16 protein-coding genes are annotated in these 13,670 nt (G+C 36.7%); 1 reads left to right on the top strand and 15 read right to left on the bottom strand.

What is annotated here, in order from left to right; translation table 11 throughout:
- Nucleotides 1–62 precede the first annotated feature (62 nt).
- A complete protein-coding gene (gene mgsA / locus MKY13_RS06065) occupies nucleotides 63–467 on the bottom strand; it encodes a methylglyoxal synthase (RefSeq protein ID WP_191698138.1) in 405 nt (134 codons plus the stop codon).
- Between the two features lie 16 nt (nucleotides 468–483).
- Complete coding sequence (dapB, locus tag MKY13_RS06060) at nucleotides 484–1,281, bottom strand: 4-hydroxy-tetrahydrodipicolinate reductase (protein WP_191698139.1); 798 nt, start codon at nucleotides 1,279–1,281, stop codon at nucleotides 484–486.
- A gap of 215 nt (nucleotides 1,282–1,496) precedes the next feature.
- On the opposite strand from dapB, the gene MKY13_RS06055 reads away from it, so the two are divergent.
- The gene (locus MKY13_RS06055) at nucleotides 1,497–2,363 is read left to right on the top strand and encodes a YitT family protein (RefSeq protein ID WP_191698140.1); all 867 of its coding nucleotides are present in this window, start codon (nucleotides 1,497–1,499) and stop codon (nucleotides 2,361–2,363) included.
- A gap of 119 nt (nucleotides 2,364–2,482) precedes the next feature.
- On the opposite strand, the gene MKY13_RS06050 is transcribed toward MKY13_RS06055, so the two are convergent.
- The 13 genes from MKY13_RS06050 to MKY13_RS05990 form a co-directional block, all read right to left on the bottom strand.
- Nucleotides 2,483–3,163, bottom strand: coding sequence for a zinc metallopeptidase (locus MKY13_RS06050; protein ID WP_191698141.1), 681 nt, complete (start codon nucleotides 3,161–3,163; stop codon nucleotides 2,483–2,485).
- 50 nt (nucleotides 3,164–3,213) lie between these two features.
- Nucleotides 3,214–3,813 carry a DUF1405 domain-containing protein gene (locus MKY13_RS06045; protein ID WP_339215761.1) on the bottom strand — a complete coding sequence of 200 codons (600 nt, stop codon included), beginning with the start codon at nucleotides 3,811–3,813 and terminating at the stop codon, nucleotides 3,214–3,216.
- 238 nt (nucleotides 3,814–4,051) lie between these two features.
- Entirely contained in the window at nucleotides 4,052–4,846 is a 795-nt protein-coding gene (locus MKY13_RS06040; protein WP_191698143.1) for a menaquinol-cytochrome c reductase cytochrome b/c subunit, read from the bottom strand.
- Nucleotides 4,847–4,885: 39 nt separating this feature from the next.
- A complete protein-coding gene (locus MKY13_RS06035; protein ID WP_191698144.1) occupies nucleotides 4,886–5,560 on the bottom strand; it encodes a cytochrome b6 in 675 nt (224 codons plus the stop codon).
- 22 nt (nucleotides 5,561–5,582) lie between these two features.
- On the bottom strand, nucleotides 5,583–6,089 hold the full coding sequence (locus MKY13_RS06030) for a ubiquinol-cytochrome c reductase iron-sulfur subunit (RefSeq protein ID WP_339215758.1): 507 nt from the start codon (nucleotides 6,087–6,089) through the stop codon (nucleotides 5,583–5,585).
- A 166-nt stretch (nucleotides 6,090–6,255) separates the two neighbouring features.
- Nucleotides 6,256–6,699: a YpiF family protein gene (locus MKY13_RS06025; RefSeq protein WP_339215756.1), complete on the bottom strand. Its 444-nt coding sequence runs from the start codon at nucleotides 6,697–6,699 to the stop codon at nucleotides 6,256–6,258.
- Nucleotides 6,700–6,766: 67 nt separating this feature from the next.
- Nucleotides 6,767–7,315 (bottom strand): ReoY family proteolytic degradation factor, encoded by a 549-nt coding sequence (locus MKY13_RS06020; RefSeq protein ID WP_191698147.1) that lies wholly within the window; start codon nucleotides 7,313–7,315, stop codon nucleotides 6,767–6,769.
- Between the two features lie 15 nt (nucleotides 7,316–7,330).
- Complete coding sequence (locus MKY13_RS06015; RefSeq protein WP_339215754.1) at nucleotides 7,331–8,575, bottom strand: tetratricopeptide repeat protein; 1,245 nt, start codon at nucleotides 8,573–8,575, stop codon at nucleotides 7,331–7,333.
- 187 nt (nucleotides 8,576–8,762) lie between these two features.
- Nucleotides 8,763–9,740 (bottom strand): dipeptide ABC transporter ATP-binding protein, encoded by a 978-nt coding sequence (locus MKY13_RS06010; protein ID WP_339215752.1) that lies wholly within the window; start codon nucleotides 9,738–9,740, stop codon nucleotides 8,763–8,765.
- Nucleotides 9,733–10,719, bottom strand: a complete 987-nt coding sequence (locus MKY13_RS06005) for an ABC transporter ATP-binding protein (RefSeq protein ID WP_191698150.1) — start codon at nucleotides 10,717–10,719, stop codon at nucleotides 9,733–9,735. Before MKY13_RS06005 ends, MKY13_RS06010 begins: the two co-directional genes overlap by 8 nt.
- A complete protein-coding gene (locus tag MKY13_RS06000; protein ID WP_339215749.1) occupies nucleotides 10,697–11,905 on the bottom strand; it encodes an anhydro-N-acetylmuramic acid kinase in 1,209 nt (402 codons plus the stop codon). Before MKY13_RS06000 ends, MKY13_RS06005 begins: the two co-directional genes overlap by 23 nt.
- 3 nt (nucleotides 11,906–11,908) lie before the next feature.
- On the bottom strand, nucleotides 11,909–12,814 hold the full coding sequence (murQ, locus tag MKY13_RS05995) for an N-acetylmuramic acid 6-phosphate etherase (RefSeq protein ID WP_339215747.1): 906 nt from the start codon (nucleotides 12,812–12,814) through the stop codon (nucleotides 11,909–11,911).
- Between the two features lie 12 nt (nucleotides 12,815–12,826).
- Nucleotides 12,827–13,654, bottom strand: a complete 828-nt coding sequence (locus tag MKY13_RS05990) for an ABC transporter permease (RefSeq protein WP_191698153.1) — start codon at nucleotides 13,652–13,654, stop codon at nucleotides 12,827–12,829.
- Between the last annotated feature and the right edge of the window lie 16 nt (nucleotides 13,655–13,670).

Raw genomic sequence — 13,670 nt, 5'->3', positions numbered from 1 at the left:
CGATTAACTTTCGTTAGTAAATATTTTACCGCAATTATGCTTTAGCATGATTACTTTATTCACTATTTTCTGCGTTCCGCTAAAATGCGCCAATCGACAAATCCTTCCTGCAGGCCCTTTAGTAAAATTTCTGCAGTCCCCATATTTGTCGCAAGGGGAATATGATATAAATCACATAATCGTACTAATGCCATAACATCCGGCTCATGTGGCTGTGCAGTCAATGGGTCGCGGAAGAAAAAAACCATATCCATATCATTGTTCGCTATCATAGCACCTATTTGTTGGTCCCCTCCTAATGGACCCGAACGAAATTTTGTAATGTCAAGCCCTGTTTCAGCTTCAATCATTGTACCAGTAGTACCTGTTGCATACAGATCATGCTCTTCCAAAATATCCCGATATGCAATGGCAAATTGAATTAAATTGTCCTTTTTTCGATCATGTGCAATTAATGCAATTTTCATAAATTTCATCCCATTTCTAAATGATGTTCTCTAATCCGTATATTAATGTATTGCAATTCATAACTTTTTCAATACTAAATGTAACTCCACCCATAAAGCTACCTCGATTTAAAGAATCATGACGGATTGTTAATAATTCACCTGTCCCACCAAACAAAACTTGTTGATGTGCTACTAAACCGGGTAGGCGAACGGAATGAACATGCATGCCTTCTATATTTGCACCTCTAGCACCAGTATGTGTTTCTTTTTCATCCGGATGACCTTGTTCTTTAGTGTTTCTAACTTCACTAATCATTTGGGCCGTTTTAATTCCGGTACCAGATGGCGCATCCAGCTTTTGATCGTGATGCATTTCTATTATTTCGACATCCGGGAAATACTTCGCAGCCTCTTTAGCAAATTTCATCATTAATATTGCACCGATAGCAAAATTCGGAGCAATAATACAGCCTAATTGTTTTTCTTTTGCTAATTGTTGTAATTCCTCAAGCTGCTCATCTGTAAAACCTGTTGTCCCAACAACTGGCCGTACATTATGTAATAATGCTTGTTTAGTTCTTTCAAAAACGAAATGTGGATTCGTTAAATCGACAAGCACATCTGGCTTTGTATCTCGTACAAGTTCCGGGAAATTCGTATAAATTGGAACTTCATATTGTTTTGGAAACTCATCCAATTCTCCTAGCGTTGTGCCGACGTCTTTGTAATCCAGAGCAGCAACCAATTCCATTCCATCATTTTTAATTATCGTATGAACTGCTTCCATACCCATTTTACCTCGTGCACCAGCAATTGCGACTTTAATTGTCATTACATAAAACTCCTTTGAACTTTAGTTAATACAGTATTTCTATATTTTTTGACTATAATCATAATTAGTTTTCAATAATATGTTCACAGGCACAAATAATGATTCGTTTTAGCCCACTGTTGTCAAATACATCGAAATCAAACATAATAAACGATGTAGCCTTTTTCCTGCTTCGACACATATTTTCTTTCACAATAGATTATAGGAGGATGACAATGCAAGGAATAAAAATAAAAAATATCATCGGGATCCTCATCGGTTCCGCCATCTTTAGTTTTGGCTTTGTACATTTTAATATGCAAAACCAGCTAGGAGAAGGCGGATTTAGTGGTATTACACTTATTTTATATTTTACACTAAATTGGGACCCAGCATTAATGAATTTACTATTAAATATACCAATGTTTATTCTTGGCTGGAAATTGCTCGGTAAAAAATCGTTTATCTATACATTAATCGGCACGATTGGCGTATCTGTTTTCTTGAAAATCTTTCAAATCTATGAATTTGACATGAATTTGAAGGACGATTTATTTCTCGTGTCCTTATTCGCAGGGGTATTTGTCGGTATCGGTTTAGGTATTGTTTTCCGCTTTGGCGGGACAACGGGTGGAGTAGATATTTTAGCTCGACTTGCCAATAAATATTTTGGCTGGAGCATGGGGAAAACGATGTTCGGCTTTGATTTTTTTGTTATTATCTTTTCTTGGATGACATTTTTAGATGCAAGGTCGATGATGTATACATTAGTAGCTGTCTATGTAGGAGGTCGGGTGATTGACTTCGTTCAGGAAGGTGCTTATTCAGCAAAAGGTGCATTTATTATTTCTTTACATTCAGATGAAATAGCAGATTTAATTACAAAAAATATGGATCGTGGTGTAACGATTTTTGATGGACATGGTCATTTTACGAAAGAACACCGCAATGTTCTCTATTGTGTCGTTTCACGTAGTGAGCTTGTAAGATTAAAATCCATTGTTCATTCCATTGACCCCCACGCCTTCGTTACAATTATGGACGTTCATGATGTATCCGGTGAAGGCTTTACATTAGACGATAAAAAACAACCGCTAGACTAAAATGAATAAATAATAGGATAACATCCAATTAAATGGAAGAACAAAAAAGCAATTGCGCGGTGCAATTGCTTTTTTTCGTGAACTAGAACTTAATATTGTTACGACCATTTTTTTCTTTATTAATCGTCTGAAGTCATGCCTGTGTAAATTAAGATTAAACGTAATAGTTCCATTACGGCTACAGCAGCTGCTGCTACATATGTCATTGCTGCCGCATTTAATACTTTACGTGCAGAACGTTCTTCCGTATTGTTAATAATCCCTAAAGAAACGACTTCGTTCATAGCTCGTTTCGATGCATCAAACTCGACTGGTAACGTAACTAATTGGAATACAACACCTGCTGCTAATAATGCAATACCTAGCAATAGGAAACCTGATAAAGATGAAAAAATACCAATTAACACGAAAATCCATGACATATTTGAAGAGAAACTAGCCAATGGCACTAATTTTGAACGTAATGTTAAAAACGAATATGCATCCGCATGTTGCATCGCATGACCTACTTCGTGCGCTGCTACAGCTGTACCTGCGATCGAAGAGTTGTAATAGTTGTCTTCTGATAACGCAACTGTTTTAGTTGCGGGATTGTAGTGGTCCGCTAAATAACCTTGTGTTGGTACGACACGCACATCTGTTAAGCCGTGCTGGTCTAAAATGTAACGTGCTACTTGCGCCCCTGTCATACCCTTTTCAGCAGACACTTTTGCAAATTTCTTATACGTACTTTTTACCTTCATTTGTGCGTACAACGGCAATAGCATAATGATGATAAAATAAACGATATACATTCCCATTTCCGAACTCCCTTTCTATATCTTCAATTCTCTTTAATTTTAAAGGCTTTTTACTGTTGTTGCAAATATTCGCGCTTGCGACTTTCTAAAAAAGCGAGCATTATACATGCAATAGATAGCCAAAATGTGAAGTAGCCAATTTCACTTGGATATTGGTTGATCACACGGTAAAACGGCATTTGACCAAATAAATAGTCAATCACGTCATTATGCAGTGTCCAAATGGCCCCAACCATCACGTGCCACATTTTAAAACGATATTTCGGTAAATATAAAACTGCCTGAACAGCCATTAAGAAATGTGATGCTACAAGCATCCACCCAGCTGCACCTAATTCCCCGGTTTCAGCCAATGTAAGAAGATTCATTACAACAGCCCATAAGCCATATTTAATGAGCGTAATAAGTGCTAGCACTTCCATTAGTTTGTAGTTTTTCCCTAATAGCCACCCAATAATGGCAAAGCAGAAAAATAAACTCGCAGTTGGAGAATCTGGAACGAAAATGTAATAAATCGGATCTGTAGCTGCTAGCTGCCCTTTATACCAATAGTATCCGTAAATTGTACCGAATAAGTTAACAACAAGCAATAAGCTTAAAAAGGCACGGTGGTTCATTAAATACCATAATTGCATGATATATGCTTTCATTTTTTCTCCTTCTTTTCATAATAAATCTTCATTTCATATGTATTTTGTGCAACTTACATAAACAATGTACGTCTTTTATTATAAACATGCTTTAGGCGAGAAGCAAAATTTCCCTTTAATTTTGAATAAAGAATCTTTGCTGCTAAGTAACAGAAATCTTAGACTCTAATTAATACATTTCTAGTAATCTATCAAAAAAAGAGAGTCAGAATTCTGACCCTCTCTAAATTAAATATTATTATTCTGCTTCTTTTAATCCAGCAATAAATTCAGCTAAAACTTGAAGCTCTTCATCAGTACCTGTAAATGTTCCTGCTGGCATACCACCACGACCATTTACAATTACTTCTTGTACTTCTTCTGCTGTTAATTCATTGCCTAAAAGCATTGGACCTGATACACCAGCTAAGTCTCCACCGTGACAGCCAATACATGAAGCTTGTGCTTGGTAAATTTCATAGCCTTCAGAAGTTTCATCGACTTCAACATCAGGTAATAGTCCTAAATGTTTATCCGTAATTTCACCTTGTGCATCAACCGCATCCCAATCAGTTGCGTCTACAGATTCCCAAGTTGTATAAATAAGTGCTGCTACTGCTAACAACATGAAAGCTGTCGGTAATGGACGTTTTGACGGACGACGTTCAGGTGTTGTATCTAAAAATGGTATTAATGCTAATGCACCGAATGCAATACCTGGAATAACCATAGCTCCAATTACATTATATGGACCAGATGCATAAGTATATTTTAATAATTGGTACATCGATAAGAAATACCAGTCCGGTAACGGAATATAAGATGCATTAGTTGGATCTGCCGGACCCTCTAGTGGTGAAGGATGTGCGACAGTTAATAGTAAATAACCGATTAAGAAAACTGCTCCTACCATCCACTCTTTTAATAAGAAGTCAGGCCAGAAAGCTTCTGTTTTCCCTGGATATTCGGTATAGTCTTTCGGCACGTTCGGCATACGGTTATTCGCTTTAACACGTGAATCCCCTACGAACTTCATACCTTTTCCGCGTTGCATAGTGTCCCCTCCTTAAAAAATCATACAATTAGTTTCAGATCATAGAGGTCCTGAAATACCTTGGCGGCGGATCATAATAAAGTGAACTGCCAATAAAGCAAATAGTGCTGCTGGTAAGAAGAATACATGAATTGCAAAGAAACGAGTTAATGTTTGCGCACCAATAATTGTAGAATCCCCAGCTAAAAGTGTTTTTATTATTTCTCCTAAAAACGGAACAGATGCAGCAATTTCGATACCTACTTTAGTTGCAAATAACGCTTTCATATCCCATGGTAATAAATAACCTGTGAAGCCTAAACCTAACATAATTGCAAAAATACCTACACCAACTAACCAGTTTAACTCACGAGGTTTTTTATACGAACCTGTGAAGAATACACGAAGTGTATGTAAGAACATCATAACGATTACTAGAGATGCCCCCCAATGGTGCATACCACGAACGATTTCACCGAATGCTACTTCGTTTTGTAAATAGTAAACTGATTTCCAAGCATTTTCTACGTCTGGTACATAGTACATCGTTAAGAACATACCTGATAGAATTTGAATAACTGTAATGAAGAAAGTTAATCCCCCGAAACAGTAAACGAATGCTGAAAAGTGATGGGCAGGGTTAACGTGCTCTGGCACTTCGTGGTCGGCAATATCACGCCAAATAGGAGTAATATCTAAACGTTCATCGACCCAATCATAAATTTTATTTAGCACTGTGTCGTACCCCCTAACTTATTTAGTTACTGTGTGTGTTTGCGATTTTTTTCCCAAGCATTAAGAAACCATCATTTTCTGACACTTCAAACATATCTAGTGGTCCAAGTGGCGGTGTACCTTTTACGTTTACACCTGATTTCTCATAACGTCCCGCGTGACATGCACAGAAGAACTGATCTGGGTGTGTTGGATCACTTGCCCAGTTTACAGTACAACCTAAATGCTTACATACAGGTGATATTGCGACGATTTGATCGCCTTCTTTGTAAACCCAAGCTGCATCGGCAACTTCTGATTTATACCAACCATCTGTTTGTTCATACGAGAAGTCAACTTTTACTGGAACTTCTGTAATTTCAGCAGCTTTTTGGCTTGTTTGTACAAAATCTCCTTCTTCTTTCGTTTGAAGAATTGGGTCAATCGCAAAACGAACCATTGGCATTAACATACCTGCAGCCATAAATCCACCTACGCCAGTAATCGTATACGTTAAAAATTGACGTCTTGTAACTCGATTCTTACTCATCCTTTTCCCCCCTCTTACTAAAAGGTCAGTCCAACGGACATATACTTTTAAAAATAGTAAATAACTAGGACATATCTATGATATATCAACTGAATAAGTTGGTCAATATAGCATTCATTTCCATATGTGTAGATTGTGAACATTTAATGAAACAAATAGAGTGCAATTATACCCAAATATTTGTCAAAGTTGGAATAACTTGTTTCAATTGATCTTCCAATATACGTTGTTTTACTGATTTATCCATAGATTCAAGGGGGATTGAAGGAAGCCAAATAATATTTAAAAATTCTTTATATTCTGTCCAACTATGGTCACAAGTTACAAAAATGATAGATTTAAATCCCGCATTCTTTAATTCTTGTTCGATTGATGTAGGCAAAGTTTCAGATTTTGTGTTAACCGTATAGGAAAACGGGGGGAAGAGCATAAGACGTCCTTTGAATTGCTGTTCTATAAAATTCGTTAAAGACATTAAATATTCTGCAGCAGAACTGCTTTGTTTCATTCCTTGTTCTGTAAAATCCAATTGTAAAAGAGGAACAATAGCGGTATCAATAAATTGCTTTTGTGCTTGAAATTGTTCTATATCAGTTACTTTAAAATTCATTTTCATTCCTCCTGGGTCTTTTGAATACTACGAAAATAGGCAATAAGTATTTTTTTAATAGTTATATTCACTTCGTATATTTCAACGCCTGCAGTAAATTTGATAACTCAAAAAAGCGGTCTTTATCTCCTGCATCCAGCGCCTCATCAATCTCTTTTAAAAGCTGTTGTTCCTGAAACTCCAATACGCTATTCTCCAGCAATCGCTGCGCTGCTAAACGGTCTTTTTCACTTATAAACAAGTCTTTAGGTACATATGGATTTTCTTCCAGCACCGCCAAATATAAAGGCTCTGGCGGAATGCTAGGAAAATTCAGTTGAAAATAAATAGATTCATGTGCATTAATACGTAAATCATGAAAAGCTTTCTCTGCATCGGATGTCATAATATTTTCTTTATAAAATCTAAAAGGGATACTCGTCGTTTCAATTGTCGACATAACGATAGACCGTGGACAATAGTGTGCTTCATCAACGAAGTGAACATTTTCCAACAATTCATCATTACTTAATAAGTAATTTAAAATCCATACCCCTTCACGCCTTTTTAATTGGAAATTTTTCAAAAACCATCTGATGAATAGCTTTTTATCATTCAGTGGTACGAAATAGGTCAACATGCAATCCTCCCTTTACTCAAAGCGTTCTAATAAATCAGTCCATTGCTGTTCTGAAGGTTGTAATTGTACAAGTCGCTCCACAACTTTTTTTGCTTCCTCACGCTTACCATCCTCAACTAAAAACAGATAATATTTCTCCAAGAATTCAACATCATCTTTAAATTCAGTATATGCCTCTTTATAAATTTCGTATGCTTTTTCAAACTGTTCTTCTTCATTATAGGCATTGGCAACAAACGGATAGAGCGAAACCCATTCAAATTCATTTTGCTGTAGCTGTTCATATAGTGCAATAATTTCTTCAAAGCGCTGTTCTGTACTATAGACAGACATTAATATTAAAATTGCCTCCATATATTCAGGATCTAGCGCAATTGCTTCATGCAGATATTCAGTAGCTTCCTGTATCATACTGTTTTTTATCGCCATCTTTCCGGCAAATAAATACAATGACTTATCATACTCATCACGTTTCAAGCCCTCTTTGATTGCTTTTAGAGCTCGCTCATTGTCTTCAAGCATTGCGTAGCTTTCCGCCAATAATAGGTAGGCGGAGAAATAATCTGGATCAAGCTCTTTTAGATCTTCCAGTTGTTTTATAGCCAGTTCATATTTTTCTGTTTGGAATGCTGAATAAGCTGAACCAAACAGTAAATCTGCAGTTACTTCTTCTTCCAATGCCTCCATATAATAATCTAACGCTCTTTCATACCCCGCTCCGGCACGGTAAACTTCTGCAAGGCGTTGGGCTAATATTATACCAGCAAATTTTTTGTCAACTGTATAGAGTTCTTCATATATACGTACTGCTTCAGAAAATCTCCCAGTTTCGAATAATAATTCTGCTTTTGCAAATTGTAATAAAGGCTCATGAGGCAAAATCTGTAAAGCTTCATTAATACGTTGTTCTGCTACTTCAAATAATCCTTGCATTTGATAGTAATCCGCTAAAACTAAAAGCGCTTGTGGATATTCTGGTGCATCATCTGCAATACCCATTAACAAATCGAGCGCATTATCCTCTTCGCCCATTTCAATTAAAACACTTGCGCGATCAATTGAAATCTGAGCTTCCTCGGGAAATAAAAATTGCAAATGCTCGAAGACTTTGTCTGCTTCATTTAAAAATCCATAATGCATAAGTGCCTCGGCAATTTCATATTGTGCTGCTGGTTCAGCCTCCATTAAAAATGATTCAAGAAGAGTATTTACTTGCTCCAAATTACCTTCTTGAATCGCCTGTAGTAATTGTTCCATAAGTCGTTCACCTTTTTCTTTTGTTTTCAATATTTATGCTACATGACTGATTCGCGGTTCTCAAGGAAAAGCTTTAACATATATCATTATTTATTGAAAACAAGCATTTAAACCTTCCTAAATATCATGTTTGTAAAAAAATTGCCTCTAGCTATGCAACTTAAACTAGAGACAACACAATGTTATTTTAATTATTTTCATATAGTATACACGCCACTTCATGATCCTCTGACAGTTTTGTCATTTCAATGCGTTCTTTCTTGCAGTCTTCCATGGCAAATTGACAGCGTGTATGAAATGGACACCCTTGTGGCGGATTTGATGGATCCGGAATCTCGCCTTTCAATAAAATTCTTTCCACTGTATCATTTGGATGGGTTTTAGGAATAGCAGAAATCAAAGCCCGACTGTATGGATGTTTTGGGTTTGAAAATAATTGCTCTTTAGTGGCCACTTCTACGATATTTCCTAGATACATTACCGCTATTCGGTCACTTACATGTCGAACTACATTTAAATCATGAGATATAAATAAGTACGTTAAATCATACTTTTTCTGAAGATTTTCCAATAAATTCAATATTTGCGCCTGAATGGATACATCCAATGCCGAAACAGGTTCATCCAACACGAGAAATTTCGGCTTTAAAACGAGTGCACGTGCAATGCTTATTCGTTGTCTTTGCCCTCCTGAAAATTCATGTGGATATTTTGTTAAACTTTTTTCTGTCAGTCCAACATTTTGAATAATTTCTTTTATCTCCTGCTCCGCTGCTTTTCCATTCATTAGTTTATGTGTCAAAAGTGGCTCCAAAAGTAACTGTCTAACGGTCATACGGGGATTTAGGGAGCTATACGGATCTTGAAAAACAATCTGAATATCGCGACGCAATTCTCTAAATTGAGAGTTAGATAATTCCACAATGTTTTTTCCGTTGTAAATTATCGCTCCATCAGTAGGTTGAATTAATCTCAAAATCATTTTGCCTGTAGTTGATTTTCCGCAGCCACTTTCACCTACTAATGCAATTGTTTCATTTTTGTAAATGGATAACGAAATCCCGTCTACCGCTTTTATATGTCCTACAGTTTGCTTAAAAAGCCCCCCTTTAATAGGAAAGTATTGCTTTATATTTTTTAATTGCAAGATTGGCTGCTCATTCATGATTTTCGACTCCTTCTACAAATAACCAGCATTTCGCAAACTGTGTTTCTGTAATTCGAATTGGTTTAGGGGAGGTACTCCAGCAAGTTTCTAGCACATGAGGACATCTTGATGCAAAGCGACATCCTTTAGGGAACTCATCTGGTGTTGGGACATTGCCAGGTATTGAATATAATTCTGCTGATTGATCACCTATACTGTGAACGGCTTTTAATAGTCCCTTCGTATATGGATGCTTTGGCTGATCGAATATCTCTTGAACCCTACCCTGTTCAACAATTTCACCAGCGTACATGACCGCAACATCTTCACAAATTTCTGCAATAACTCCTAAATCATGTGTAATGAGCAGAATCGTTGTATTATATTGCTGTTTCAAATCTTTCATCAAATCAAGTATTTGCGCTTGAATCGTTACATCCAATGCCGTAGTTGGCTCATCTGCAATCAATAATTTCGGTTTACATATTAATGCCATCGCAATCATGATTCGCTGACGCATTCCCCCGGATAGTTCGTGGGGGTAGTTATTCAGTACCTTTTCAGGTCTGGATATACCAACTGATTTCAGCATTTGCAAAGATTGTTCATACATTTCATCTTTTTTAAGCTTTTGATGAAACTTTAATACTTCAAACAGTTGATACTTTATAGTATACATAGGATCAAGAGCAGTCATAGGCTCTTGGAAAATCATCGAAATTTCATTTCCTCTAATTTTACGGATATGATTTTTTTTTAATTCCAGTAAATTTCCCTTTGATAAAAAATTGATTTCTCCATTAATAACGGATAGCTTATCTGCAAGTAAATTTAATATTGCCAATGAAGTTAAACTTTTACCACTGCCAGATTCCCCCACAATACCGTAAGTTTTTCCTTCCTTCAGTTTTAAACTTATATTTTTAACAAGGGGTTCAATATTATTATGTTTATCCAATGAAATGGTTAAGTTTTCAATTGATAATAGATTCTCCACTGTACTCACCTCTCAATCGTTCAAATCGTTTCCACGGATTCCCATCGGAAAATGCCACTTTTCCCATTACGACTTCCCTTTTTGCCCCCGTAGCGATTGGTAACTGATTTGGTATTCCCAGCATTGTGTTATATCCGAAAATGGCAAAACCAATCGCTTCTTTCCAAACGCCAGGAACACCAATTTCATCTAATCTAGAAACCTTAATATGAGGAAAAGCTTCTTTTAATAGCTGCATCAAACAAGAGTTTAGGCTTCCACCACCATTAATATAGATTTCCTTTAGCTCATCCATTGGGAGGTAACTTTCATAGCTTCGTTTTATTGTTTGCACTGTATAGGCAGTTAAAGTTGCGATACGATCTTCGACAGAATAATTTCCCATCAATTTTAAACAGTCATTTAAGTAATCTTCGGTATAAAGCTCTCTACCCGTTGTTTTTGGCAATGGCATTGAATAGTAAGGGTGTTTCAACCACTTTTCAATAATCTCGTATCTTACCTCTCCTTTACTTGCGATTAACCCATCATCGTCAAAGTTTTTTTGACCATCTGTTAATATTTGAACTGCTCTATCGATCAAAACATTTCCCGGACCTGTATCAAATGAAATAACTTCACCACTACCGCTTGGAGGCAAGTATGTTACATTTCCAATTCCTCCGATATTTTGAATGGCTCTCCCTACGCGTTCATCCTGTAGAAAAACAAAATCAAAATAAGATAATAATGGTGCCCCCTGCCCGCCTGCTGCCATATCCGCAGTTCTGAAATCACCGATTACAGGTAGTCCCGTTAGTTCAGAAATATATGAAATGTCTCCAATCTGCAATGTAGATGGTATTTCATAAAACTCTGTTCCGCCTACTGGTTCATGAAAAATAGTTTGACCATGTGAACTGATAAATGAAATCAAATTTTTATCGACATTATGACGATTAATAAAGGCATTAATATGCTCACCGATAAATTTCCCTAAATAAGCATTCATCATCGTGATTTTTGATATAGTGGCCGTATTTTCATGACAAATTTCACTTAACTTTCTTTTGAAATAAATCCCATAGTCAACCATATCACTGGCTACTATATGTATCTCTTTCTTTTCATCATATAATTTTAAATCTATCATTACGATGTCTAAACCATCTAGAGAAGTGCCTGACATTACACCAATTCCGTACATAAATCATTCCTCCTTAAGAAGTAAATTGATGGCTTTATCGATTTGTTGATTGGAACTAATCAGTGCTTCCTTACATTTTTCTATTGAAGCATTTGATTTGTAATGAACGATGGATAATCGAATGTTATAATCCGTTTCTTCCAATAATCGTATCCCTTTACTATCATCTATATTTGTGAATTTCTTCAAAATTGTTAAGGCACGTCTACGTAACTTTTCATTTGTCGCCTGTACATCGATCATAATATTACTGTACACTTTATTGTATTTAATCATCGATGCTGTACTTAGCATGTTTAACACCATTTTTTGCGCTGTTCCTGCTTTCATTCTTGTTGATCCAGCAATGACTTCCGGACCCGTATTTACTTCAATTACCGTATTGGCAAATTGAGCAATTTCACTATTGGTGTTACAGGCAAGTGAAACTGTATAGGCACCTAATCTATGGGCATACGATAGTGCAGATTTCACGTAAGGTGTACGGCCACTGGCTGCTATCCCTACCACTACATCTTTAGCCGTCAAACCTTTACTAACTAAATCATTAATGGCCTCCTGTTCACTGTCTTCTATATTTTCGACTGCATTTGTCAAAGCATATGCCCCCCCGGCAATAACCCCCTGTACTAGTGTATTTGGTACATTAAATGTAGGCGGGCATTCCGAAGCATCCAAGACACCTAATCTGCCACTCGTCCCTGCCCCAATATAAATTAATCTACCTCCATTTTGAAAAGCTTCAACGATTTTTTCAACCGCCTTACTAATAGAAGGAATTTCGTTCCGTACTGCATTTGCTATAGACGCATCTGCATCGTTTATCCACTGCAGTATTGTTGTTACGGATTGTTTATCAATCCATTCAGTTGCAGGATTTAATGCTTCTGTAGTAAGAAAATCAGTCATGTCAGCACTCCTTTATTTCATCTTAGGATCTAAAATATCTCGTAAACTATCACCTAACAGGTTGAAACAAAATATTGTAAATACGATTGCAACCGTTGGAAATACTATTGTCCATGGAGCAAATTCCATATATGTTCGACTTTCATTTAACATACTTCCCCAAGATGGATTTGGTGGTTGGACACCTAAACCTAAAAAGCTTAATGCAGCTTCCGTTAAAATGGCACCCGACAATGCTAGTGTCACCTGAACGATAAACGGTGCTAAAATATTCGGTATTACGTGTCTTATTATTATTTGGAACGGCTTTACACCAATAGCAACAGCGCCCTGAATATACTCATTTTCTTTTACCGAAATCGTTGCTGCCCGTACAGTTCTCGTAAATACCGGTGTAAATACTATCCCAATTGCTATCATCGTATTCGTAATATTCGCCCCAAGTACAGCTACAATTGCAAGAGCCAGTAAAATATCCGGAAAAGCAAACAGTATATCCATAATTCGCATAATGATATTATCTACTTTCCCTTGGAAATAGCCACTGAGCAACCCGAAAATCAACCCTAGCGACGCCCCGATTCCTACCGCGATGACACTTACCTTTACAGATACTTGTGCCCCGTACAAAATACGTGAAAATATGTCTCTGCCAAATTCATCCGTTCCAAAAAAGTAAGTACTATTAGGTGACTCTAAAATATGTTTTGTAAACATTTTATCTGGCGGGAAAGGTGCAATAATTGGCGCAAATATACTGATAATAACGACAAGAATGATTCCGATTGCTCCTAATAGCCCGATTCGATCTTTCACTAATCGATTTGCAAATCCTTTCATGTTTTCACCTCAAACC

The sequence above is a fragment of the Solibacillus sp. FSL W8-0372 genome (assembly GCF_037969735.1).
Classification (GTDB): domain Bacteria; phylum Bacillota; class Bacilli; order Bacillales_A; family Planococcaceae; genus Solibacillus; species Solibacillus faecavium.
Note: the sequence above shows the minus strand (reverse complement) of the source record. Positions and strands in the feature narration are given on the sequence as shown.